The sequence below is a fragment of the Bradyrhizobium sp. 63_E2_N1_3 genome (assembly GCF_052076005.1).
Classification (GTDB): Bacteria; Pseudomonadota; Alphaproteobacteria; order Rhizobiales; family Xanthobacteraceae; genus Bradyrhizobium; species Bradyrhizobium barranii.
Map to the genome: position 1 here is coordinate 386,748 of NZ_CP197235.1, position 22,280 is coordinate 409,027.

23 protein-coding genes, 2 tRNA genes and 1 pseudogene are annotated in these 22,280 nt (G+C 64.6%); 18 read left to right on the forward strand and 8 right to left on the reverse strand.

The window, feature by feature from the left end; all coding sequences use genetic code 11:
- Positions 1 to 29: 29 nt before the first annotated feature.
- Together AB7531_RS01785 and AB7531_RS01790 are read left to right on the forward strand one after the other, a co-directional pair.
- Entirely contained in the window at positions 30 to 1,805 is a 1,776-nt protein-coding gene (locus AB7531_RS01785; RefSeq protein WP_063980327.1) for a heme biosynthesis HemY N-terminal domain-containing protein, read from the forward strand.
- A 100-nt stretch (positions 1,806 to 1,905) separates the two neighbouring features.
- A tRNA-Thr gene (locus AB7531_RS01790) sits at positions 1,906 to 1,981 on the forward strand.
- A gap of 84 nt (positions 1,982 to 2,065) precedes the next feature.
- On the opposite strand, the gene AB7531_RS01795 is transcribed toward AB7531_RS01790, so the two are convergent.
- The 3 genes from AB7531_RS01795 to AB7531_RS01805 form a co-directional block, all read right to left on the reverse strand.
- Positions 2,066 to 2,488, reverse strand: coding sequence for a class I SAM-dependent methyltransferase (locus AB7531_RS01795; RefSeq protein WP_063980328.1), 423 nt, complete (start codon positions 2,486 to 2,488; stop codon positions 2,066 to 2,068).
- 129 nt (positions 2,489 to 2,617) lie between these two features.
- Positions 2,618 to 2,800 (reverse strand): hypothetical protein, encoded by a 183-nt coding sequence (locus tag AB7531_RS01800; RefSeq protein ID WP_187387858.1) that lies wholly within the window; start codon positions 2,798 to 2,800, stop codon positions 2,618 to 2,620.
- A 22-nt stretch (positions 2,801 to 2,822) separates the two neighbouring features.
- The gene (locus tag AB7531_RS01805) at positions 2,823 to 3,479 is read right to left on the reverse strand and encodes a hypothetical protein (RefSeq protein WP_187387859.1); all 657 of its coding nucleotides are present in this window, start codon (positions 3,477 to 3,479) and stop codon (positions 2,823 to 2,825) included.
- A 218-nt stretch (positions 3,480 to 3,697) separates the two neighbouring features.
- On the opposite strand from AB7531_RS01805, the gene AB7531_RS01810 reads away from it, so the two are divergent.
- Complete coding sequence (locus AB7531_RS01810; RefSeq protein WP_063980331.1) at positions 3,698 to 4,063, forward strand: hypothetical protein; 366 nt, start codon at positions 3,698 to 3,700, stop codon at positions 4,061 to 4,063.
- A 74-nt stretch (positions 4,064 to 4,137) separates the two neighbouring features.
- On the opposite strand, the gene AB7531_RS01815 is transcribed toward AB7531_RS01810, so the two are convergent.
- Positions 4,138 to 5,193, reverse strand: a complete 1,056-nt coding sequence (locus tag AB7531_RS01815) for a polysaccharide deacetylase family protein (RefSeq protein ID WP_063980332.1) — start codon at positions 5,191 to 5,193, stop codon at positions 4,138 to 4,140.
- Between the two features lie 253 nt (positions 5,194 to 5,446).
- On the opposite strand from AB7531_RS01815, the gene AB7531_RS01820 reads away from it, so the two are divergent.
- Both AB7531_RS01820 and AB7531_RS01825 read left to right on the forward strand, forming a co-directional pair.
- Positions 5,447 to 5,770 (forward strand): hypothetical protein, encoded by a 324-nt coding sequence (locus tag AB7531_RS01820; protein ID WP_063980333.1) that lies wholly within the window; start codon positions 5,447 to 5,449, stop codon positions 5,768 to 5,770.
- Positions 5,771 to 5,932: 162 nt separating this feature from the next.
- Positions 5,933 to 6,148 carry a hypothetical protein gene (locus AB7531_RS01825; protein WP_063980334.1) on the forward strand — a complete coding sequence of 72 codons (216 nt, stop codon included), beginning with the start codon at positions 5,933 to 5,935 and terminating at the stop codon, positions 6,146 to 6,148.
- A gap of 100 nt (positions 6,149 to 6,248) precedes the next feature.
- Here AB7531_RS01825 and AB7531_RS01830 read toward each other — a convergent pair whose 3' ends face one another.
- Positions 6,249 to 7,937 carry an MFS transporter gene (locus AB7531_RS01830; protein WP_063980335.1) on the reverse strand — a complete coding sequence of 563 codons (1,689 nt, stop codon included), beginning with the start codon at positions 7,935 to 7,937 and terminating at the stop codon, positions 6,249 to 6,251.
- 148 nt (positions 7,938 to 8,085) lie between these two features.
- Between AB7531_RS01830 and AB7531_RS01835 the strand changes: the two genes are divergently transcribed.
- From AB7531_RS01835 to AB7531_RS01865, 7 genes are all read left to right on the forward strand, one after another.
- A complete protein-coding gene (locus AB7531_RS01835) occupies positions 8,086 to 9,456 on the forward strand; it encodes a hypothetical protein (RefSeq protein WP_063980336.1) in 1,371 nt (456 codons plus the stop codon).
- Positions 9,457 to 9,490: 34 nt separating this feature from the next.
- Complete coding sequence (locus AB7531_RS01840) at positions 9,491 to 10,858, forward strand: cytochrome P450 (protein WP_063980337.1); 1,368 nt, start codon at positions 9,491 to 9,493, stop codon at positions 10,856 to 10,858.
- Positions 10,859 to 10,909: 51 nt separating this feature from the next.
- Complete coding sequence (locus tag AB7531_RS01845) at positions 10,910 to 12,319, forward strand: adenylate/guanylate cyclase domain-containing protein (protein ID WP_063980338.1); 1,410 nt, start codon at positions 10,910 to 10,912, stop codon at positions 12,317 to 12,319.
- 121 nt (positions 12,320 to 12,440) lie between these two features.
- The gene (locus AB7531_RS01850) at positions 12,441 to 12,929 is read left to right on the forward strand and encodes a TerB family tellurite resistance protein (protein ID WP_063980339.1); all 489 of its coding nucleotides are present in this window, start codon (positions 12,441 to 12,443) and stop codon (positions 12,927 to 12,929) included.
- 231 nt (positions 12,930 to 13,160) lie between these two features.
- A complete protein-coding gene (locus AB7531_RS01855; RefSeq protein WP_063980340.1) occupies positions 13,161 to 13,940 on the forward strand; it encodes an SDR family NAD(P)-dependent oxidoreductase in 780 nt (259 codons plus the stop codon).
- 191 nt (positions 13,941 to 14,131) lie between these two features.
- Positions 14,132 to 14,926 (forward strand): glutamine amidotransferase, encoded by a 795-nt coding sequence (locus AB7531_RS01860; RefSeq protein WP_063980341.1) that lies wholly within the window; start codon positions 14,132 to 14,134, stop codon positions 14,924 to 14,926.
- A 112-nt stretch (positions 14,927 to 15,038) separates the two neighbouring features.
- A complete protein-coding gene (locus tag AB7531_RS01865) occupies positions 15,039 to 15,851 on the forward strand; it encodes an enoyl-CoA hydratase (RefSeq protein ID WP_063980342.1) in 813 nt (270 codons plus the stop codon).
- Between the two features lie 242 nt (positions 15,852 to 16,093).
- Here the strand turns inward: AB7531_RS01865 and AB7531_RS01870 are convergent.
- A tRNA-Ala gene (locus tag AB7531_RS01870) sits at positions 16,094 to 16,169 on the reverse strand.
- A 184-nt stretch (positions 16,170 to 16,353) separates the two neighbouring features.
- On the opposite strand from AB7531_RS01870, the gene AB7531_RS01875 reads away from it, so the two are divergent.
- From AB7531_RS01875 to folD, 3 genes are read left to right on the forward strand one after another with little or no spacing between them, the layout of a single operon-like run.
- Positions 16,354 to 16,644, forward strand: coding sequence for a YggT family protein (locus tag AB7531_RS01875; protein ID WP_007598721.1), 291 nt, complete (start codon positions 16,354 to 16,356; stop codon positions 16,642 to 16,644).
- Between the two features lie 15 nt (positions 16,645 to 16,659).
- Positions 16,660 to 17,028 (forward strand): DUF167 domain-containing protein, encoded by a 369-nt coding sequence (locus AB7531_RS01880; protein WP_063980343.1) that lies wholly within the window; start codon positions 16,660 to 16,662, stop codon positions 17,026 to 17,028.
- 1 nt (position 17,029) lies between these two features.
- The gene (gene folD, locus AB7531_RS01885; RefSeq protein ID WP_231143756.1) at positions 17,030 to 17,914 is read left to right on the forward strand and encodes a bifunctional methylenetetrahydrofolate dehydrogenase/methenyltetrahydrofolate cyclohydrolase FolD; all 885 of its coding nucleotides are present in this window, start codon (positions 17,030 to 17,032) and stop codon (positions 17,912 to 17,914) included.
- 185 nt (positions 17,915 to 18,099) lie between these two features.
- Here folD and ppa read toward each other — a convergent pair whose 3' ends face one another.
- Both ppa and AB7531_RS01895 read right to left on the reverse strand, forming a co-directional pair.
- Positions 18,100 to 18,636: an inorganic diphosphatase gene (gene ppa, locus AB7531_RS01890; protein WP_014490715.1), complete on the reverse strand. Its 537-nt coding sequence runs from the start codon at positions 18,634 to 18,636 to the stop codon at positions 18,100 to 18,102.
- Positions 18,637 to 18,814: 178 nt separating this feature from the next.
- Positions 18,815 to 19,324, reverse strand: a complete 510-nt coding sequence (locus tag AB7531_RS01895; protein ID WP_014490714.1) for a GNAT family N-acetyltransferase — start codon at positions 19,322 to 19,324, stop codon at positions 18,815 to 18,817.
- A 261-nt stretch (positions 19,325 to 19,585) separates the two neighbouring features.
- Here AB7531_RS01895 and AB7531_RS01900 point away from each other — a divergent pair, with 261 nt between their 5' ends.
- The 3 genes and pseudogenes from AB7531_RS01900 to AB7531_RS01910 all read left to right on the forward strand — a co-directional run bounded on the left by AB7531_RS01900 (position 19,586) and on the right by AB7531_RS01910 (position 22,276).
- Entirely contained in the window at positions 19,586 to 20,485 is a 900-nt protein-coding gene (locus AB7531_RS01900) for an alpha/beta hydrolase family protein (RefSeq protein WP_063985981.1), read from the forward strand.
- Positions 20,482 to 20,949 (forward strand): DUF2269 family protein, encoded by a 468-nt coding sequence (locus tag AB7531_RS01905; RefSeq protein ID WP_063980345.1) that lies wholly within the window; start codon positions 20,482 to 20,484, stop codon positions 20,947 to 20,949. The genes AB7531_RS01900 and AB7531_RS01905 overlap by 4 nt, the downstream gene beginning before the upstream one ends.
- Before the next feature lie 8 nt (positions 20,950 to 20,957).
- Positions 20,958 to 22,276: pseudogene (locus AB7531_RS01910) on the forward strand (SDR family oxidoreductase).
- The last annotated feature ends 4 nt before the right edge of the window (positions 22,277 to 22,280 follow it).

Genomic DNA, 22,280 nt, shown 5'->3' on the forward strand with positions numbered 1-22,280 from the left:
GCAATAATCAGCGCGTAATAGGGATCGCCATGCTTCGCATCGTCCTCTTCCTCGTCCTGATCGCGCTGGCGGCGGCCGGCGCGGCCTGGGTTGCCGATCAGCCCGGTGATCTCGTCCTGACCGCGGGCGGTTTCCGCGCGTCAACGACGCTTCCGAGGTTCGTGTTTCTGCTCGGCGTCTTTGCGGCGGCGGTCGTGCTGGTCTGGAGCATCGTGACGATGATCTGGCGCGCGCCGGGACGCCTGCGCCGCCGCCGTCACGAGAAACGCCATGCGCGCGGCCGCCATGCCATCACCCACGGCCTGCTCGCGATCGGTCATGGCGATACCGCCCTCGCCCGCCGCCACGCCGATACCGCGCGGCGGCTGGCCGCGAACGATCCGCTCGCACTGCTGCTGCACGCGCAGTCGGCCCAGCTCGAAGGCAATCGCGACGAGGCCCAGCGCGTCTTCCGCGTCATGGCTGAGCGCGAGGATACCCGGCTGCTCGGCCTGCGCGGCCTGTTCATCGAGGCGCAGCGTGCCGACGATGCGGTCGGCGCCGTGATGATCGCGGAGGAGGCGATCAAGCTGTCGCCGTCCTCGACCTGGGCCTCGCACGCGGTGCTCGGCTTCCGCTGCGCGCGCGGCGATTGGAGCGGCGCACTCGCGATCCTCGATTCGAATCTGTCCGCGGGCCTGATCGACAAGGCGGCCTATCGTCGCCAGCGCGGCGTGCTGCTCACGGCCCGCGCGCTGGAATTGGAAACCATGGACCGCGACGTGGCGCGCGAGAGCGTGATGGAGGCCATCAAGCTCGCGCCGACGCTGGTGCCGGCCGCGGTACTTGCGGCGAAGTTCGAGAGCGAAGCGCATCAGGTGCGCCGCTCCATGAAGCTGGTCGAGGCCGCGTGGCTCGCCAATCCGCATCCGGATCTCGCTGACGCCTACGCGCATGTGAAGCTCGGCGATTCTGCGCGGCAGCGCTTGCAGCGGGTCGAGACGCTGGCGGCCAAGACGCCCGCCGACAAGGCGGGCCATGTCGAGGGCCAGCTCGCGATCGCGCGCGCCGCGATCGACGCCTCCGAGTTCGCGCGTGCGCGCGCGGTGCTGGCACCCTACGTCAATGATCCGACCCAGCGCGTCGCGCTGCTGATGGCCGAGCTCGAGCGCACCGAGCACGGCGACGGCGGCCGTGCCCGCGCCTGGACCTTGCGCGCGGTGCGCGCCCGTCACGATCCGGCCTGGACCGCGGACGGCTATGTCAGCGACCGCTGGCGTCCGGTCTCGCCGGTCACCGGCCGTCTCGATGCCTTCCAGTGGCAAACGCCGGTCGCGAGCCTGCCCTCCGACAAGGGCGCCACCATCGAATCCTCGGCCTTCGAGGAAGCCATGCTGGCCGCCCCGCCGCCGAAGCGGGTGACGGCAGCCCCGAGCGAAGCCCCGGTGGAACCGCCCGCGGCTGCACCGGATCCGGTCCCCGCCGCACAGGACAATTCGCCCCCTGAGGCCAAGGAAACGACCGGGGAGGCCGCCAAAGAAGAGCCTGCGGTCACGCCGGCTGCCGAGCCGGTCAATCCCGCCCCTGAGGCGGCCGAATCATCGCCGGAGGCGGCAACGCCGGTGTTCCGGACCCGCGCCGACCTCGGCAAGCCTGCGCCGGCCCCGATCCAGGCCGTCATCCCGATAGTCCGCGCCCCCGATGATCCCGGGATTGATGACGAGGGTCCGAGCGATGAATTTGCGGAACAAATCGGCACGCCCAGAACCCATGCAAAGGCCCAGGCCGGCGGCTGGCGCGGATTCTGGTCCCGCTGGGGCGCGTGAGGCACATTTCGAAGCCCGCTCCACCTTGCCAATTCGGGCCATGCCCGATATCAGGAGCGCGCGTATCGGGACCTGCATTGCGCGGGTCCCGGTAGGGTTCGCCGCAATAGCTCAGTTGGTAGAGCACGTCATTCGTAATGACGGGGTCGGGGGTTCGAATCCCTCTTGCGGCACCATTTATCACTCTGATTTTCCGTTGTTTTCCGCGCCGTTGTTTCATCCTCCGAAGCAGCCTCGCCGCGAGACGGCGTGCCATCGCCTCAGACTTTGCGCAGGCTTTCGATTTCCCACAGCGCCAGTTGCCGCCGGTCGAACGGTGGGGCGTAGTCGTCCAGCACCTTGATCGGCGGCGGGAAGTTGTAGGGCGGAGCGCTCAGATCGATGGAGAAGAAGTCACCCGTGCGGATCGCACGATTTCGGCCCGCCGGGTAAGTGGTCGTCAGGAGATACTTGATGTTGGATCGACGAATGTTGTCGATTGCTTGAAAAATCATCTCTTCGGACAGATGAATGAAGCAATCGCGGCAGAGCAGCAGGTCAGCTTCCGGGAGCGGATCGTTGCAGAGATCGATCCGGAGGAACGTGCGATCTGGGCGACTGTATTGGTCAGCCGTTCGCGCAATCAGTTCCGGAACGATGTCTCCTCCAATGTAGCGAGAAATTGGAAGTTCGATCTTCGACAACCAATGAAAATCACCACAAGGCAAATCGAGCAGGGTACGGATCCCGAGGTCGCCAACCAGACCAGGAAGGCTTTCTCGCACCCTCTGGGTATTGTGCAGCGTGGATCCGCCGCCGGAAGCGGTTTCCTTTTAGCCCCAGACGTTGCGACGATAGATCTCGCCGAACACCTCGCCAGGCGTTCCACGGAGATTGCGCACCATCTGCGTGCGCAACCAGATCAGCGCGGGCTCCGGTAACGTCTGGCGCGCGATGTCGATAGCCGTCGAGAAAAAGGCCGTCTGACGTAACCAGTCTGCAAACTTGTCAAACACATCGCCCCCGTATTGTCGCAAGCTAGACCCGCGCGAACCTGAATTGTTGCGTGCCGCGCTCGGTGGGATCCGGGCTCCGCTCAGTGATGCGAAATCCCTCATGAGCCTGGATGAATGCTTGCTCGGAGATCCAGTTGCGCTCGTATCTGACGAGCTTCTCCTTGGAGGCGAGCGACGATCCTGGACCGTTGTCGCTCAGGTACGAGGTCTGAACCTCTCGCCGGGTCTCTTCGCTGATCGGAACGCGGTACCATGCCAACATTGCCGGCCGAACCGAGCACAGCGTTCTGACGGTTTCCAATGCATCCGGGACGTACTGTATGGTCCCATTCGAGTGGATGAGATCGACAGTGCCGAGCCAGTCGGCGGCCTGGTCGATGCGCTCGAAAAACATCAGCCTATCGGTGCCAAGCTCCTTGGCGCGCTGCACCATTGCTGGCGTCTCAACCACCGCCCATCGAATGTCCGGGCATTGCCGGCGCGCCACCTTGTAATGCAGGCCGGCGCCTCCGCCGAAATCCAGAACCGTGTTTATGCCCGCGACCAGCGGCCAGTCGCTGTCCGGGTTGTAGTTGATTGTCTTCAGGAAAATCGTTTCAACCAGTTCCGGGTTCTCGTACCCCTGAATAACCTCTCGCGGCGGCAGCAGCTTACGCTTCACTCGCTTGATGAAGGTCACAACGGGCGGACTCGGCACGCCTTTTGATACGTGTCGAGCGTCTGCCACAATCAGAAATATTTGGAAACAATCGTCAAACGCGACATGACGTTGCGGGTTGATCGCCGCGGATGCTGATCGCGGGTTCAAGACCGAGCGCAGTCTACGTGATGACAGTCACATAACGCAGATCAGATCTCCCCTAATTTCCCGGTCACGCAAACACGGGGAGATTTCACATGCGCAAGATCATTCTGGTTGCCGCCATGGTCCTGGCTTCTGCATCTGCCCATGCCGCCGACCGCAGCCTGTCGCTGGCCACGGCGACGGCCGCTCCGCAGGCCACCACGACCATCGCCCCGATGACACAAATCAGCGAAGTCGCGCCAGCCACGGAAGCTCCGAAATACGTCGATCGTCCGCCGGCAGTCTCGGCCCCTGCTCCCGCCGCGGCGACGGCTCCTGCCGTGACCGCGACAACGACGACCTCAGCGCCGGCGGCGACTGCCACGAAGACCGCAAAGGCGGGCAAGCCGAAGCACAAGCGCACGTGGACCGAAGGCCGCATCATCAGCGAGCTGCACCGCCACGGCATCTACTGGTAAGGCCGCGACCCGCTGCAAAAGCAAATGGCCGGGCAAGAGCCCGGCCATGCGCGTATTGAGGAAGCGGTTCGGGCTTACTGCGACACCGTCTGCACCACGCTCGTTATCGGACGCGCGCTCGAGGTCGGTACCTTCAGGTCCTTCAGCAGCGCCTCGTCATATTCCGGCAGCGTCTGGAGCGTCGCCTTGGCCTTCATCTGCACGACCTTGTATCCGCCAGCCTTCAGCCGCGCGAGCAGCGCCGGCATCGCTTCGCCGGTGTGCTTCTGGAAGTCGTGCATCAGGATGATGCCCTTGCCGAGCTTGTCGAGCTTGGTCATCACGTTGTCGACGATCTTCTCCGGCGTGGCACCTTTCCTGAAGTCGAAGGAGTCGATGTCGGTCGAGAACATCGCGACATTGCGGGTGCCGAAATAGCTCACCATCGCCGGATTGTGCTGAAGCTGAGGGAAGCGGAAGAACGGTGCCGGATTGGTGCCGAGCGCGAACCTCACCGCGCTGAAGCCCTTCTCGACCTCGTCCTTGACCTGTTGCTCCGTCATCTTCTTGCTGTTCAGGTTGACATGCGACCACGTGTGCGTGCCGACCGTGTGGCCCTGGGCCAGCACCTGGCGCAGGATTTCGGGATGATAGGTCGCGTGCTTGCCGACCGAGAAGAAAAGACCCTTGGTGCATTCATCCCCGAGCGCCTTCAGCACCGCGGGCGTGTTGACCGGCCACGGACCGTCGTCGAAGGTCAGCACGACCTCCTTGTCGGTGAGGAAGTCGAACTGCTTGAAATGCTCGAAGCCGAAGCCGGGTCCGCCGGTGGTGTCGATCTCGACCACGCGGGCAACGCCCAGCGCGTTCGGATTGGCACAGGTCGACCGCTGCTGCACCGGCATGGCCGGAGCGGGCGCAGGCGCCGCTGCCTGAGCAACTGCCGTCGGCCTGGCCGCGATCGCCGCGGTGGTCTCGACGTCATCCTTGGCGGCGAGCTTCGCCTGTGCCGGCAATTGATCGGCGGCACGGGCGGCCGTTGTTTTGGGGGCGCCCTGATCGGCGCGCGCGGAATAATAAAACCAACCGCCGACGGCGATCACGACCGCCGCAACTACACTGGCCAGCATCAGGCCCAACGCATTACGCATCGCTATTCTTTCCAATTACGCAACCAACCCTGCGGAATCTCCCGCGCGACGAGCCATTAATGCGAAGGAACAGTTAACGTGACACCAACACGACGGCGTTTGCGCCGGATTTTCAGCGAGGTGCGCCATGTGACGGAGGTCACAGATGGATGGCCACCCGTGACCGTCATCACAGTGGAAACTGTTTTGCCGGAGCATCGTAGTTCCCACCAACAACGGGCCCCGCTTCCAGCGGCGCCAATGGGAGCTTCAAATGACCAAATCTTCTTCGGCCAAGTCTTTCTCTGCGAAATTGCTGACGAGTAGGATCCGCGACACCAGCCTGGCTCTGGGCTTTGCCGCGATCGTCTCGATCGTCGCGACGACCGCGAGCTTCGCCTTCTCGGCCGAGGCGCAGCAGCAGTGCACCGGCGATGCCTTCCGCCTGTGCTCCTCGGAAATCCCCAACGTCCCGAAGATCACGGCGTGCATGATGAAGCATCGCTCTGATCTGAGCGCCGGCTGCCGCGCGGTGATGGACAAGGACCTCGCAAAGGGCGCCTCACGCAAGGTCGCTGACGCCCAGGACAAGCAGTAGGACAACGCGCAACGGCGATCGTTGTTGGCTCCCCTCGCGATGTGCTCCCGGCGTCAAGCCGGGGCCACGCGCGCCAGTCCCGCTCGGCAATAAAGCCGTTGCGGCTCCAGGATCGTCGCACTAGCTTCGCCCGCACATCCTTGGGGTAAGAGGCATTACGCGATGACCAGATTTCTTTTCATTGTTTCTTTGATTCTGTGCGCATCGAGCGCCTCAGCGCAACAGCAGCCCGGCCACGATGCCTGCGCGCGCGATGTGACGCGCTTCTGCCGTGCCGTGATGAACAATGGCGATGGCGCCGTGCTCGCTTGCCTCAAGCAGAACCGTACCCGCCTCAGCAAAGCCTGCGACAAGGTGTTGACGGATCACGGGCAGTAAGACGTGCCGTCGCAGCCCGGCTGAGCGAAATCCGGGGTCTGCCCGCGCGGTGAGATCGTCCCGGATTGCGCTTCGCGCCATCCGGGCTACAGGCCAAAACCTACGTGCTGCTTCCCGCCGCGCTCGCGACCACCGGCAGCACCTCGGCGCCGGCACGATCCGGCGTCTCTTCCTTCCAGCGCACCGAGCCGAACGGACGCTCCAGCATGCGGCGGATCCGCACCGGATCGGGGCCGATGTGGAAATCGATCGCCTGTTGATGCAACGCGCGTTCGGACTGCGTCGAGCGGTTGCGCTGGCGCAAGTAATCGAGCCAGGTCGGACAGTGGTAGCGCTCGGTCCACAATTCGGGGTCGGCGATGTCGCGCGCGATCGACCAGCCATAGGCGCCGTTGCGCTGCCGGGAGAGCTGCACGTCCTGCATCACATTGTGGAAGGCGCGTGCATTCTCTTGGCTCACCCTATATTCGATCTCGACCACCAGCGGCCCGCTGCGCGCCGTGAGCGACAGTTTGACTTCCGGATCGGCGAGCACGTCCGCGTCCTCGTTGCGGGCGCCGACGCGCGGCATCGCCAGCCAAATGCCCAGCACCGGCGAGATCAGCATCAGGCTGGCGGCCGTCAGCAGCGCGACCTCGACGCCGGCATAATCGGTGAGATGGCCCCAGCCCCAGGCGCCGATCGCAATGCCGCCGGATATCGAGGCCTGGAACGCCGCGAGCGAACGGCCCGCGACCCAGCGCGGCGCCGAGAGCTGCACGCCGATGTTGAACAGCGCGACCGCCGCCATCCAGACCGCACCGGCGAGCACAAGCGCCGCCGCCGTCAACACCGGCTCCGTGCTCACGGCGAGCGCGGCCATCGCAAATGCCATCGAGATGGTGCAGGCGCGGATCGCCGCTTCACCGCTCATGCGCTTGCGCAATTCATGGATGTTGAGCGCACCGACGACGGCGCCCATGCCGAAGGCACCCAGCATGATGCCGTAGGTCTGCGCGCCGCCATGCAGCAAATCGCGCGCGATCAGCGGCATCAGGGCCATGATGGCGCCGCCGATCAGGCCCATCACCAGCGTGCGCAACAGCACGATCTTGATCGGCGGCGAATTGGTGATGTAGCGGAAGCCCGAGACCATCGCGCGGTTGAGCTTCTCCCGCGGCAGGCGCGAGGGCTCGGTGTTGCGCCGCCAGAGCAGCAGCACCACCAGCAGCGGCAGATAGAGGATCGCGTTGCAGGCAAACGCGGCCACCGCGCCGAGCGAGGCGACGATGACGCCGCCGACCGCGGGACCGAAGCTGCGTGCAATATTGTAGCTGATGCCGTTCAGTGCGACGGCTGACGGCAGTGATTCGGGCGGCACCTGCTCGCTGACCGAGGATTGCCACGCCGGCCCGAACAGCGCATTGCCGCTGCCCACCACGAAGCAGAACACGAGCAGCGTTTCCGGGGTGATCAGCTTGAGCCAGGCCAGCACCGTCAGCGCAGTCGCGCCGATCAGCGCGATCGCGAGCGAAATCAAGGTCACGATGCGCCGGTCATACATGTCGGCGATGGCGCCGGCCGGCATCGAGATCAGCATGATCGGCAGCATCAGCGCGGTCTGCACCAGCGCCACCTTGTCGGCCGAGGCCGCCATCTGCGTCATCGCCCAGGCCGCGCCCACGCCCTGGATCAAGAGGCCAAGATTGGAGAGCAGGCTGGCGAGCCAGATGCGCCGGAACACGGTGTACCGCAGGGGTGCGGCGATGCCGTCGCCGGCGAATTTCTGACGGTTCGGCTGCTCGGTCATATCCCCTTCCATATGGGCTGGCAGAAGTGGTCTTGGAATGGTCTTTGGGTGATTCCGGCAAGTCCAGTGATGCCTGCGAAAGTCCTTCGCTGTCCAGTGGTTAGGCCGCTATAAGCGGCACAAAGACATGGTTTTTCCGGAGAAACATATGAAGCTGTCGCGACGGTCGATCCTGCTGGGAGTAGGCAGCTTGCCTTTCGCGGTTGCGAGCTTGCGGACAGGCGCGCTGGCCCAGACCGTGCCCGCGGCTCAGACTGCCGAGGTGCCGCCGGTCCTGTTCGTCCACGGCAATGGCGAGTACGACGCGCTCTGGATGACGACCTTGTGGCGAATGGAATCCAACGGCGTCGCGCGCGATCGCATGATGGCGATCAACTTCACTGATCCCAATGCGCGGAGCGACGACAAGGTCGAGCAAGCGGGGCGCTCCTCGACCGAGGACCAGCGCCGCGAACTCGCGGCGGCCATCGCGGAATTGAAGCGCCGCGCCGGCGCGGCCCGCGTGGCGCTGGTCGGCAGCTCGCGCGGTGGCTATGCGATTCGCAACGTCATCAGGAACGGCGGTGCCGGCGATGTCAGCCATGCCGTGCTGTGCGGCACACCCAATCACGGCGTGTTCGCGACCGATGACCAGCCGAACAACGAGTTCAACGGCCGCGGCACATTTCTGCGCGGTCTCAACGAGGGCGAGAGCGAGGTGACGCCGGGTGTTGCCTTCCTTACGCTGCGCAGCGACGGCATGGACAAATACGCCCAGGCGGATGGCCGCTTCATCGGCAAGCCCGGCACGCCGACCGGTGTTACCGTCGAAGGGCCGGAGTTGAAGGGCGCCACCAATCTCGTGCTCGGCGCGCTCGACCATCGCGAAGTGGCGTTTCACCCGCGCGCCTTCCGCGAGATCTACAAATTCATTGCCGGCCGCGAGCCCGCGCGCATCGCGATTGTGCCGGAGCAGAGCGTCAGTTTGAGCGGCCTTGTGACCGGTACGCCAGGCGGCGTGTCGACCAATCGCCCGGTGGCAGGTGCAACCGTCGATGTCTTCCGCGTTGATCCTGATACCGGGGAGCGCAAAGGCAGCGCGGTGCACAGCGCGAAGACCGGCGCCGACGGCCGCTGGGGTCCGGCGCAGGTCGAGCCTTCCTGGTTCCTCGAATTCGTCCTGACATCGCCGGACGCGCCGACGACGCATATCTACCGCACGCCCTTCCCGCGCTCGTCCGATGTCGTGCATCTGCGTGCCGCGCGCCCGCTCGGGCCGGCGGACAAGGATGCCGGCGCCGTCGTGATCATGTCACGCCCGCGCGGCTATTTCGGCCTGCCGCGGGACGTGGTGCTGCTCGACGGCAAGGAGCCGGCCGACGTCAAGCCGGGTGTGCCCACGGATTCGGCAGCAACCTTGCGGCTCCCGGCCGCGGAGGCCGGGCGTAACGTCGTGGCCCAGTTCGGCGAAGAACGAATTGTGGCGCGTGCCTGGCCCGCCTCCGAGAACAGGATTGCGATTGCCGAGCTGACTTACTAGCTATTGGCTTGGGTCATATCTGCGGGAGAGAGCCATGAACATCGCCAGTGTGCGTCGGCCCATCATCCCTCCGACCCCGCCGCGTGCGCCCGACGACATGTCGTTTCTCGGCCGGGTCGCGGTCCTCAAGCAGAACATGATCGCGACCTGGGGCCAGCGTGCCTACGAAGAAGAGGTCATCAAGGGCCGCTTTTTCCTCCACAACAGCTTCATTCTGAATCAGCCGAATGCAATTCGGCATGTCCTGCTCAGCAATTATGAAAACTACACGCGCACGCCGGCGGGGATCCGCATGCTGCGTCCGGTGCTCGGCGAAGGAGTTCTGATCGCGGAAGGCCACGCCTGGGCGCATCAGCGCCGTACGCTCGCGCCGGCCTTCACGCCGCGTGCGACCGCAAATCTCGTCCCGCATATGACCGCGGTGCTCGACGAGACCATCACAAAGCTCGATGCGCGAACAAGCGAGCCGGTCGATCTGCGCGAGACGATGCAGCGTATGACGCTGGAGATCGCCGGACGCACGATGTTCTCGTTCGGCATGGACCGTCACGGCCCGACCTTGCGCAACTTCGTCATGGAATACGGCGCGCGGCTCGGACGGCCCTATTTCCTCGACATGCTGCTGCCGGTGTCCTGGCCGACCCCGATGGATTTTGCCCGCGCGCGCTTCCGCAAGCGTTGGACCGAATTCGTCGCGATGCTGATCGCCGAGCGCCGCACGATGGGCAAGAAGGACGGCGCGCCGCCGCGCGACCTGTTCGATCTCATGGACGCGGCGCGCGATCCCGAAACCGGCAAGGGCTTTTCGGACGCGCAACTCGTCGACGAGGTCGCGACCATGATCCTGGCGGGTCACGAGACCACGGCGACGGCGCTGTTCTGGGCGCTCTATCTGCTCGCGCTCGATCCGGAGACGCAGGAGGAAGTTGCCTCCGAGACCCACGGCGAGCACCTCGACAGCATGGCCGACATCGATCGCCAGAAGTTCACCCGTGCGGTGATCGAGGAGACCATGCGGCTCTATCCGCCGGCCTTCCTGGTCGCGCGCGCCGCGCGCGAGAAGGACAATGCGGCCGGCGTCGAGATCGGCAAGGGCGACATCATCATGATCGCGCCCTGGCTGCTGCACCGGCATGAGAAGCTGTGGGATCAGCCGAACGCCTTCATTCCCAAACGCTTCATGTCGAACGAGGCGCCCGACCGTTTCGCTTACCTGCCGTTCGGCGCGGGTCCGCGCGTCTGCATCGGCGCGCCGTTCGCGCAAGCCGAATCCGTGCTGGCGCTGGCCCGGTTGATCGGCGCCTTCCGTATCGAGCTTGCCGACAGGGTTCCGGTGATCCCGCTCGGCGTCGTGACGACCCAGCCGGACCACTCACCCTTGTTCCGCATCACGCGTCGGTGACAGACATTCGTCTGCCCGATGGCGCGATCCACCCCAGATAGAGCCTCCGCCATGAGCGACATCCAGGCCCAGTTTTCCGTTCTGAAGCAGACCGCCGACGCCAAGGTGGTCGACGCGATTGCACACCTCATCGAGAACGGCGAGGATCACGAGCTCAACCGCGTCAATGTCCTCGATTTCTCCAGGCAGCATGGCCTCGACGAAGAGCACACGATCTCCACCTTCCTGCATGCGGCGCGGCTCGGACTGTTCGATCTCGGCTGGAATGTGCTCTGTCCGGGCTGCGGCGGCGTGCTGGGTGCCCATTCGACGCTGAAGGCGCTCAAGCCGGACGATTATCACTGCGCGCTCTGCGCCTGCGGCTACAAGGCGTCGGTCGACGATCAGGTCGAGGTCTCCTTCACCGTCAATCCGCGCGTGCGGCGCATCGCAGCGCACGATCCCGATACGCTTCCGGTGTGGGAATATTTCAAGCAGGTATTCTGGAGTTCCGGCGTCGACTTCAACAAGGAATCCTTCGCGACGCTCGCCAACGAGGTGACGCTCGATACACTCGAGCTTCCGGCGGGCGAGAAAGCGACCATGTCGCTGCAACTGCCGGGCGACTTCATCATCATCTTCGAGCCGGTGACGCACGCAGCCCATTTCATCGACGTCCAGGGCGAGCCGACCAAGGAGCGCCAGCAGTTCGCGATCATGTACAACAAGGTGCAGGCTCCGACAGGGACGACGACCATGCGGCCGGGGCCGCTGCGGCTGTCGCTGGAGAACCAGGCCGGCGTGCGCGTGTTGCCGTCGGTGTTCATCGCGGCCGAGGCGCTCCATCATCTCATCGGCAAGCGCAAGCCGTTCCTCACCGCCAAGCGCATGCTGTCGAACCAGACGTTTCGCGATGTCTTCAAGGCGGACAATCTCAGCCTCGACCAGCGGCTCCAGATCACGTCGCTGACATTCCTGTTCACCGATTTGAAGGGCTCGACCGCGCTCTACGAGCGCGTCGGCGATCTCGCCGCCTTCGATCTCGTGCGCGCGCATTTCCATGCGCTGCTCGAGATCATCTCCTCCGAGAAGGGCGCGGTGGTGAAGACGATCGGCGACGCCGTGATGGCGACCTTCGTCCGCCCCGAGCACGCCATCGTCGCGGGCCTGCGCATGCGGTCCGCGATGGACGAGCTCAACAGGCAGCGCGGCACCGACGATCTCATCGTCAAGATCGGCATCCATGAAGGCCCGTGCCTTGCGGTGATGCTCAACGAACGCCAGGATTATTTCGGCCAGACCGTCAACATCGCCGCTCGCGTCCAGAGCCTGTCGACGGCGCAGGAGATCCACATCACGGGCCCCGTGCTCGATGCGCCCGCAGTCGCCGAGGTGCTCGAGCAGCGCGCGATCAAGCCGATCCAGAAGCAGGCGGCCCTGCGCGGCATCGCCGACAAGATGGTGGTGTACGAGATACCGTGACAGATTGCCGAAAGGTAATGCCCGCGCGGAGCTGACGCACGTTGCGGCGGTTGAGTTTCCCACTCATATAACGCTGGTGGCGGCCGCACCCCCGCGGCTTCATCGTTTTCGGTAGGATCCTATGCTCGACGGCCTGCGCCAATTCATCGCTGACATTGTGGCTCCTCATGCCGCGGATCGTGCTTTCGGCGATGGCGATTACCGGCTTGCGGCCACCGCGCTGCTGGTTCACGTGGTCTCGCTGGACGGTCAGCCGACGGCGACCGAGCAGCGCAAGCTGCACAGCCTGATCGAAAGCCATTTCGGGCTGGATCGCGGTACCGCCGATCGCCTGATTGCGGACGCTACCCAGGTCGAGGGCGAGGCCGTCGACCTCTATCACTTCACCAGCGTCATCATGCGCTCGCTCGACGAAGAGGGCCGCAAGCGCATCGTCCAGATGATGTGGGAGCTGGTCTATGCCGATGGCCAGGTGTCCGAGTTCGAGGATAACGTCGTCTGGCGCGCGTCCGACCTGCTCGGGATCGCCCAGCGCGACCGGATCGACCTCAAGCATGCGGTCGCAAATCGCGCCGGTGGTCAGGTCAAGGACGGCGCCGTCGGGGGTTGAGCCGTCTCGACGCGGTATTATCGGCGGTTGTGCTGACTACATGACGAAACTTTAATATACCCCCGTCGGCCAGCCCGGCCCCGGATTTCCCCGTAAAATCCGTGGTTTTCCTGCTTCCCTGTTGCCCGCTCAAGCAGCCATGCTGCCGGTGACGCTTGCCTGTCGCGCTCGGCCTATGCTCTCGTTCCGCCATTGCGGGGCCAAAAAACTTCAATTCAAGAGACTTCGATCGTGACTGAGCGGGTAACGTTGATCACCGGTGCGTCGGCGGGCATCGGCACGGAGCTGGCGCGTGTGTTCGCCGCCAACGGGCATCGCCTCGCGCTGACGGCGCGACGCGCAGACCGGCTGGAGGCGCTTGCGAACGAGCTCGCCGCCAAGGGTGGCAAGAAGCCGATCGTGATCGCCTGCGACCTGCAGGAGGCGGATGCGGGCGAGAAGATCGCCGCCGCGCTTGCCGCCGAAGACGTCGAGCTCGACCATCTCGTCAACAATGCCGGCTTCGGCGTGTTCGGCGATGCGATCGAGCGCGACCGCGTCGAACAGGTCGGCATCGTCGATGTCAACGTCCGGGCTCTGACGGATCTGTCGCTGCGCTTTGCCGATCAGCTGATCAGGAACAAGGGCGGTCTTCTCAATGTCGGATCGGTCGCGGGCTTTCTGCCCGGCCCCGGCATGGCCGTGTACTACGCGTCCAAGGCCTATGTGATTTCCCTCACCGAGGCCTTGCGGGCGGAGCTCGCGCCGCGCGGCGTTCGCGTCACCGTACTTTGCCCGGGTCCGGTGCCCACCGAATTCCAGGCGCGCGCCGGCGTCGGGTCCGGTCATGATACGGCTCTTCTCAACGTGTCTGCCGCCGAAGTTGCGCAACAAGCTTATCGCGGCCTGATGGCCAACAAACGGGCAGTGTTGCCTGGTCTCGGCATCAAGATCGTGCCGTTCGCGCTGCGTTTCTTCCCGCGCGGCTTCATCCTGTCCGCCACCAGCCGGTTCCAGAGGCAGAGGCACTGATTCCTTGTTTTGACGCGTTTTCTTTACGCGAACCGGTACCCACTTCGCTCGAAAACGCTTTAAAGAAAGCTCAGAGCTCCGTAGTGGCCCGGAGCTTGCTTCAATATCGGGACGCGTGTGCGCGAACTCACACGATGTTAACTACCGCTTAGTTATGCTGGCGGTCTGAACCGATAGCACTCGCAGAGGCCATGTCGTTCCGGACGGACAGGTTTGGTGGCGCAGAATTGGTGCCCTTCCCAAGAAGGACGCCGAGCGCCGCCGCCTCCGAAGCCCGGTTGCCGGTTCTGATCATCCTGCATCAGGAATCCTCGACGCCCGGCCGCGTCGGCAATGGGCTGCGCGCGCTCGGCCATCGCCTCGACATTCGCCGGCCGCGCTTCGGCGATCCCCTGCCCGACACGCTCGACCAGCATGCCGGCGCTGTTTTTTTCGGCGGTCCGATGAGCGCCAACGATCCCGACGACTACATCCGCCGCGAGATCGACTGGATCGAAATTCCGCTCCGCGAACAGCGGCCGTTCCTTGGTATCTGCCTCGGCGCGCAGATGCTGGCGATGCAGTTGGGGGCCCGCGTCGCACCGCATGCGCAGGCGCTGACCCAGATCGGCTACTATCCGATCCGCCCGACCGCGGCGGGCCACGCGCTCTGCCCGAATTGGCCGGCGCAGGTCTATCACTGGCATCGCGAAGGATTTGAACTGCCCGTCGGCGCTGAGCTGCTTGCGGAAGGCGATGATTTTCCGATCCAGGCGTTCCGCACCGGCAATGCTTTCGGGGTGCAGTTTCATCCTGACGTGACCTGCGCGATGATGCATTGCTGGACCACGCGCGGCTATGACGGCCTCAGCGCGCCCGGCGCGCGCGAGCGGCATCATCATTTCGCGGACCGTGCCGTGTACGACGTTGCGGAGCGGGCCTGGCTCGATCATTTCATCGATGGCTGGCTGGCGCGCCGGCAGGTGCTGGCGCAAGCCGCCGAGTGATCGCGCCTCTGCGCAAGGCCTTCGCGCAAGGCCTTGCCTGATCCCTGGATATGCTAGGCTCGTTCCTAACGAGCGCGCGCGAACGCGTGCCGGCAGACACAGGGAGAGCGTCATGGCCTATGAACACATTTTGTATGAGGTGAGCGACAAGGTCGCGACCATCACGCTCAATCGCCCTGATCGCATGAATGCGTGGACGCCGACGATGGAGCGCGACGTGCGCCATGCGATGGAAGCATCGAGCGCCGATGACGATGTCCGCGTCATCGTGCTCACCGGCGCGGGCCGCGCCTTCTGCGCCGGCGCCGACATGGATGCGCTGAAGGGGCTCGACCCCAACGACGTCAGGCGTGCCTCGAACCTGCCGCCCTTCGACATGAATCGCCGGCCGGACTGGCAGACGCGTTACGGCTTCTATCCATCGATCGGAAAACCCGTCATCGCCATGCTCAACGGCGCGACCGCCGGCATCGGCCTCGTGCACGCGCTTTATTGCGACCTGCGCTTTGCCGCCGACAATACCGTCTTCACGACAGCCTTCGCGCGGCGCGGACTGATCGCCGAGCATGGCATGTCCTGGATGCTGCCGCGCATCGTCGGCCACGCCAATGCGATGGATCTGCTGCTCTCGGCCCGCCGCGTGTCGAGCGAGGAGGCGCTGCGGATCGGCCTGGTGAACCGGCTCTGCTCGCCGGAGAAGCTGCGCGAGGAGACCTACGCCTATGCGCGCGACCTCGCCGACATGGTTTCCCCGAGCGCGATGGCCGTGATCAAGCGCCAGCTCTACGAGGTGCCGTTCCAGACCCTGGCGGAGGCCACGATCGAGGCCAACCGCGAGATGATGGTCGCGTTGAACGGCAGCGATTTCCGGGAGGGGGTCGCGAGCTTCATGGAGAAGCGGCCGCCGAGGTTCACGGGGAAGTAGGGGGGCTGGCTGAACTCGGGGAAAAGGTCCGCCGTCGCCCTTCGGGCTATGGCGGGACAGCCTTCGCTCACTTCGCTACGAGGGAGCTTGGCTGGCTTGCCTAGCGGTAGCTCGCGAATGTCAGTGATGGTGGATGGGGTCCGCCGTCGCCCTTCGGGCTATGGCGGGACAGCCTTCGCTCGCTTCGCTACGAGGGAGCTCGGCTGGCTTGCCTAGCCGTAGCTCGCGAAGCGAGCGAAGGCTGGTGGAGCCAGGCGGGATCGAACCGCCGACCTCGTCATTGCGAACGACGCGCTCTCCCAGCTGAGCTATGGCCCCGTTTGGCGGCCGCTCTGGTGAATGCGGCCGACAACCGGGCGCCATTTAAGTCCCCGCCAAGGTCAAGTCAAGGACGGGTGTGACCCGGTTTTAACCATCCCCGGCACTGACTTCCCTTGTTTGGGCCGGGGGGAACCGATATCTAGCAAAAAGCGTCAATCCCGACCGAAAGCCAGAGTCTTCAATGCGTGCCGTTCTCGACATCGTCATCATCGTGCTCGACCTCTACGTCTGGCTGCTGATCGCCTCCGCGATCCTGTCCTGGCTGATCGCTTTCAACGTCGTGAACACCCGCAACCAGTTCGTTTCGGCGGTGGCGGAGTTCCTGTACCGGATCACCGAGCCGGTGCTGGCGCCGATTCGCAATTTCCTGCCCAGCCTCGGCGGCCTCGATATCTCGCCGATCATCCTGATCCTGCTCATCATGTTCATCGAGCGGGTGATCCTGTATTACATCTACCCGAACGTGATCTAAGCAGGCGGGAGCGCCTTGGTTGCGAAAGAGGCCTTCAAGGAACCCTGGCGCTATTCGGTCGCAGGAATCAGCATCGCGCTGCGGGTGACGCCGCGCGGCGGCCGCGACGACATCGACGGGATCGAGCAATTGGCCGACGGCCGCAGCGTGCTCAAGGTGCGGGTGCGCGCGATCGCCGATGGCGGCGAGGCCAACAAGGCCGTTCTGGTGCTATTGGCGAAATCGCTCGGCGTCCCCAAGGCCAGTGTAAAGCTGCTATCCGGTGCCACCTCGCGGCTGAAGCAGATCGCGGTCGACGGCGATCCGGCGCGACTCGGCGAAGCCCTGCGCAAGCTCGCCCAAGCCAGATCGGCAGACGCCAAACCGACAGACCAAGGGAACTGACATGACGGCCAAGATCATCGATGGAAAAGTCATCGCTGCGGAACTCCGCGCGCGCGTCGCTGACGAGGTTGCCCGCGTCAAGCGCGAACACAATCTGGTGCCGGGCCTCGCGGTGGTTCTGGTCGGCAACGACCCCGCCAGCGAGGTCTATGTCCGCTCCAAGCACACCCAGACGCAGGCGGCCGGCATGGCCTCGTTCGAGCACAAGCTGCCGGCCGACGTGTCGCAGGCCGATCTGCTGGCCGTCGTCGCAAAACTCAACCGCGATCCCGCCGTGCACGGCATTCTGGTGCAACTGCCGCTGCCGAAGGGCCTGAACACCGAGGCCGTCATCAACGCCATCGATCCCGCCAAGGATGTCGACGGCCTGCATCCGAACAATGCCGGCCGGCTCGCCGGCGGCTTTGAAGCGCTGTCGCCTTGCACGCCGCTCGGCTCGATCATCCTGACCAAGAGCGTCCACGCCTCGCTTGAAGGCATGAATGCCATCGTGATCGGCCGCTCCAATCTGGTCGGCCGTCCGCTGGTGCAATTGCTGCTCAACGAGAATGCCACGGTGACCATCGCGCATTCGCGCTCGCGCGATCTGCCCGGGCTCGTGAAGCGCGCCGACCTTGTTTATGCCGCGGTCGGCAAGCCGGAGATGGTGCGCGGCGACTGGTTGAAGCCGGGCGCGACCGTGATCGATATCGGCATCAACCGTATCCCCAAGGACGACGGCAAGACCCGTCTCGTCGGCGATGTCGCGTATCAGGAAGCACTCGCCGTTGCCGGCGCGATCACGCCGGTGCCGGGTGGCGTTGGCCAGATGACGGTCGCCTGCCTGCTGGTGAATACGCTGCGCGCGGCGTGCGCGATCGCAGGGCTGCCGAAGCCGGCGGGTTAGGTTTTCTTCACCTCTCCCCGCTTGCGGGGAGAGGTCGGAATTCAAGCGTAGCCTGAATTCCGGGTGAGGGGGACTGTCCGCGAATCTAAGTCTCACCGTCCTTGCGGAGACTCCCCCCTCACCCCGACCCTCTCAGCGCGAGCGAAGCTCGTCGCGGCCCCGCAAGCGGGGCGAGGGAGCAGAGCTCACGCCTTCTTTTTCTTCTCGCGCTCGATGCCTTCGAGGATCAGCTTCTGCGCGTCTTCCGGGCCGCCCCAGCGCAGAATCTTCACCCACTTGCCCTTCTCGAGATCCTTGTAGTGCTCGAAGAAGTGCTGGATCTGCTGCAGCGTGATGTCGGGCAGGTCGGAGTACGACTTCACCTTGTCGTAGCGCTGCGTCAGCTTCGACGACGGCACCGCGAGAATCTTCTCGTCGCCGCCGGCTTCGTCTTCCATGAACAGCACGCCGACCGGGCGCACGCTCATGACGGCGCCGGGGATGATGGCGCGGGTGTTGATGATCAGCACGTCGCAGGGATCGCCATCATCGGACAGCGTGTGCGGGATGAAGCCGTAGTTACCGGGGTAACGCATCGGCGTGTAGAGGAAGCGGTCGACAACGAGCGTGCCGGCTTCCTTGTCCATCTCGTATTTGATCGGTTCGCCGCCCACGGGGACTTCGATGATGACGTTGACGTCGTGGGGTACGTTTTTTCCGATCGAGACCGCATCGATACGCATTCAAGGCTCCGTTGTTGCCGAGGTTAAATCGCGCCCGGCAGCGATTTTGGCGCTGTCATACGCGGGCTTGGCGCGCCAATCCATCGTGTTTTTGTGAAATAATGAATCCAGCGACTACCGGCTCAAAAGGCAACGGTATCGACGGATGGGAAGCGCTGCCGGCTAGACTTTCAGCAGCTCAATTGGTCCAAGCGAAGGCAACCTTGTCGAGCGACTTCGGCCCGAAACGCTCGGAGGAGCGCGCCACCATGCGGCCGCCCAAGGCGCGGTAGAACTCGGTCGCTGGATCGTTGTCCGAGAGCGCCCACACCACCATGCTCTTCAGGCCGCTCTGCATCAGGTCGCGGCGGGCTGCGGTGAACAGGCGGCGGCCGAAGCCGAGACCCTGGAATTCCGGACGCAGATAGAGCTCGTAGATCTCGCCGTCGAAGTGCAGGCTGCGGGCGCGGTTGCGGCCGTAATTGGCATAGCCGGCGATCTTGTCGCCGAACACGAGCACGCTGACGCGGCTGCCTTTGCGAATCGCACTGTCCCACCACTGCGGACCGCGGCGGTTGATCAGCTTTTCCAGTTCGCCGCCGGGAATGATGCCCTGATAGGCGGAGCGCCAGGCTTCGTCATGGGTGGACGCCACCGCAGTTGCATCTGCAGCTTTGGCCGGCCGGACCTCGATCAGGGTTGTGCTCATGGATACGATCAAACCAAGTCGCCGCGCCGGCGGCAAGACCTATCGTTAATTATCGGTTAACGTGTGGATTTTGTGCATCAGTATTTTAACCATGTTGTACCGAAAGAAGACAAGACGCCATTTCGAACGGCACCGGCCTGCCATTGCCGGTGCAAAACTGCCCTGCGGCAACCAATGAACCGCGATGGCAACGCAAAAAGTCCGCCGAAAATGATTCGTTCCTGCAGATCCGTCGCTGTCCGTGTTCGCCTGCGGCGATTCATGCGCCTCTTCAACATCTTCGCCCTAGTGCCTGTGCTGGCCTTGTTGATGGCGTCCCCTCTGTGCGCGCAGGTCACGTTTGGGTCATCGGGTGAGGAGGGCGAGCCGCTTCGCCGGCAACAATGGCGCGTGCCATCGCCGGATACCGACGTTGCCGCGCATGCGCTGCTGTTTCGTCCCGTTGGCGCCGGTCCGTTCCGGCTTGCGGTGATCGCGCATGCCTCGACGCAGAATGTGCTGCGTCGGGCGCAAATGCCGCAGCCTGAATACCGCGCGCTGGTCGCGTTTCTCGTCGCGCACGGCTTCGCCGTGCTGGTGCCGGAGCGGCTCGGCCATGGTGCGACCGGCGGCCGCTATGTCGAGGACCAGGGCGGCTGCGACGAGGCGGATTACGCGCGCTCGGGTCGCGCGACGGCCACCGAAATTTCGCTCGCGCTGGATTTTTTGCGAAAGCAGGATTTCGTTCGTCAAGACTCGGCCGTCGTGCTCGGCCATTCCGCCGGCGGTTGGGGGGCGTTGGCGCTCGCGAACGCCGATCCGAACGCGATCTCCGCGATCATCGCGCTTGCGCCGGGGCGCGGTGGCCACGCCAACGACGAACCGAACCGGATCTGCGCGCCGCAGACGCTTCTCGCCGCGGTGGCCGAGTTCGGCAAGGCGGCGCGCATTCCGGTCACATGGCTCGTGGCGACCAATGACAGCTATTTTGCGCCGGCGTTCTCGCGCCAATTGGCCGATGCGTTTCGCGGTGGAGGCGGCAAGGTGGACTTCCGCACATTGCCGGCCGTCGGCAGCGAGGGGCATTGGATGATCGAGAGCGAAGCCGGCGTCAAAGCCGCCAGCCGCGAGCTCGGGCTTGCGCTGAACCAGTCCAAACCTGCGGCGGCCAAGAAGCCATGACGCTGTATCTCCTGGTCAAATACCTCCATGTGCTGGGCGCCATCGTCATTCTCGGCACTGGCACCGGCATCGCCTTCTTCATGCTGATGGCGCACCGCACGAGCGACGCCGAATTCATCGCGCGTACCGCTTCGGTGGTGGTGATTGCGGACGCGATCTTCACGCTGTCGGCCGTGATCCTCCAGCCGGTGACGGGCGGCCTGCTGATGATGCTTTCGGCCATGCCGATCACGGAACGCTGGCTGCTGGCCTCGCTTGGGCTCTACGTCTTTGCGGGCCTGTTCTGGGTCCCCGTCGTCTTCATGCAGATCGAGATGCGCGATCTCGCGCGCAAGGCGGCCGAGCAGCGCGGCGCTCTGCCTGAACGCTACTTCGTGCTCTACCGCCGCTGGTTCGCGTTCGGTTTCCCCGGCTTCGGCGCGACGATGTTGATCCTGTGGCTGATGATCGCGAAACCGTTTTGAGAGATGCGATGACCCAGCCAACCGTTTTGGTGCTCGGCGCCTCCGGCCTGATCGGGCGCTTCGTCACCGACGATCTGCGCGTGCGGGGATTTCGCGTGGTCGGCGTCGCACGCAGCCTGTCGCCCGCGCAGAAGATGAGCGCACGGGACATCGAGCAGCCGATCTTGTCGCTCGACGCAGCCGCGCTGATGCGCCTCTTCCGCGAGCATGCCTCGACGTCGTCGTGAACTGTCTTGGCGTGCTCCAGGATGGTCCCGGCAGCGACACCGGCGCGGTGCATCGCGATTTCGTCGCGCGCCTGCTTGAGGCGATCGCCGACAGCGGCCGCGCGATCCGGCTGGTGCACATCTCGATCCCCGGGACCGCGGAGGCGGATCGCACCGCCTTCGCGACGACCAAGCGCGAGGCCGAACGCCTGATTGCAACCTCCGGCATTCCCCACGCTGTCCTGCGGCCCGGCTTCGTCGTCGCACCGTCAGCCTATGGCGGCAGCGCCATGCTGCGTGCGCTCGCCGCCTTCCCGCTCGACCTGCCGCAGAAGGAGATGTCGACGCCATTCCAGTCCGTCGCAGTCGAGGACATTTCGGCCACCATCGCCTGGCTCGCCGCGCGCGATATCGACGACGCCTCAGTCAAAGCCGTGACGTGGGACCTGATGCAGGCCGAGCCGGTCACCATGGTGGGCGTCATCAAACAGTTCCGCCACGCCTTCGGCACAGCCGGCTGGCCGCGCCTCGTGATGCCATCCTTCATGCTCGATCTCGGCGCGAAGATCGGCGATCTAGCCAATTATCTCGGCTGGGTGCCGCCGATGCGCTCCACCGCCATCGCCGAGCTGCGCCGCGGCGTGACTGGCGATCCCTCCGCCTGGATCGCCGCCACGGGCATCGCGCCGAAGACGTTGACTGATGCGATCGGGCGCCATCCCGCCACCATCCAGGACAAATGGTTCGCGCGGCTGTTCCTGATCAAGGCGCTGATCTTCGCCAGCCTCGTTGCGTTCTGGCTTGTCTCCGGCTTCATCGCGCTGTTCGTCTCCTACCGCGCCGCCGCCGGCATCCTGACCGCGCACAATTTTTCGCCCGCGCTGGTCGATCCCATCACCATCGGCACCAGCCTGATGGACATGAGCATCGGCGCGCTGATCGCCTTCCGCCGCACCGCGGCGATCGGCCTGCTCGCAGGCATCGTCGCCTCGCTCGGCTATATGTTCGGCGCGGCAATCCTCACGCCCGACCTCTGGATCGAGCCGCTCGGCGCGCTGGTGAAGACAGGCCCCGCGATCGTGCTGATGCTGGCCGCGCTTATGATGCTGGATAATCGATAGCGTT

Coding starts and splice junctions, on each gene's coding strand:
- AB7531_RS01785 (WP_063980327.1), top strand. CDS start 30: ATGCTTCGCATCGTCCTCTTCCTCGTCCTGATCGCGCTGGCGGCGGCC.
- AB7531_RS01810 (WP_063980331.1), top strand. CDS start 3,698: ATGCGCAAGATCATTCTGGTTGCCGCCATGGTCCTGGCTTCTGCATCT.
- AB7531_RS01815 (WP_063980332.1), bottom strand. CDS start 5,193: ATGCGTAATGCGTTGGGCCTGATGCTGGCCAGTGTAGTTGCGGCGGTC.
- AB7531_RS01820 (WP_063980333.1), top strand. CDS start 5,447: ATGACCAAATCTTCTTCGGCCAAGTCTTTCTCTGCGAAATTGCTGACG.
- AB7531_RS01825 (WP_063980334.1), top strand. CDS start 5,933: ATGACCAGATTTCTTTTCATTGTTTCTTTGATTCTGTGCGCATCGAGC.
- AB7531_RS01830 (WP_063980335.1), bottom strand. CDS start 7,937: ATGACCGAGCAGCCGAACCGTCAGAAATTCGCCGGCGACGGCATCGCC.
- AB7531_RS01835 (WP_063980336.1), top strand. CDS start 8,086: ATGAAGCTGTCGCGACGGTCGATCCTGCTGGGAGTAGGCAGCTTGCCT.
- AB7531_RS01840 (WP_063980337.1), top strand. CDS start 9,491: ATGAACATCGCCAGTGTGCGTCGGCCCATCATCCCTCCGACCCCGCCG.
- AB7531_RS01845 (WP_063980338.1), top strand. CDS start 10,910: ATGAGCGACATCCAGGCCCAGTTTTCCGTTCTGAAGCAGACCGCCGAC.
- AB7531_RS01850 (WP_063980339.1), top strand. CDS start 12,441: ATGCTCGACGGCCTGCGCCAATTCATCGCTGACATTGTGGCTCCTCAT.
- AB7531_RS01860 (WP_063980341.1), top strand. CDS start 14,132: ATGTCGTTCCGGACGGACAGGTTTGGTGGCGCAGAATTGGTGCCCTTC.
- AB7531_RS01865 (WP_063980342.1), top strand. CDS start 15,039: ATGGCCTATGAACACATTTTGTATGAGGTGAGCGACAAGGTCGCGACC.
- AB7531_RS01875 (WP_007598721.1), top strand. CDS start 16,354: ATGCGTGCCGTTCTCGACATCGTCATCATCGTGCTCGACCTCTACGTC.
- folD (WP_231143756.1), top strand. CDS start 17,030: ATGACGGCCAAGATCATCGATGGAAAAGTCATCGCTGCGGAACTCCGC.
- ppa (WP_014490715.1), bottom strand. CDS start 18,636: ATGCGTATCGATGCGGTCTCGATCGGAAAAAACGTACCCCACGACGTC.
- AB7531_RS01895 (WP_014490714.1), bottom strand. CDS start 19,324: ATGAGCACAACCCTGATCGAGGTCCGGCCGGCCAAAGCTGCAGATGCA.
- AB7531_RS01900 (WP_063985981.1), top strand. CDS start 19,586: ATGCGCCTCTTCAACATCTTCGCCCTAGTGCCTGTGCTGGCCTTGTTG.
- AB7531_RS01905 (WP_063980345.1), top strand. CDS start 20,482: ATGACGCTGTATCTCCTGGTCAAATACCTCCATGTGCTGGGCGCCATC.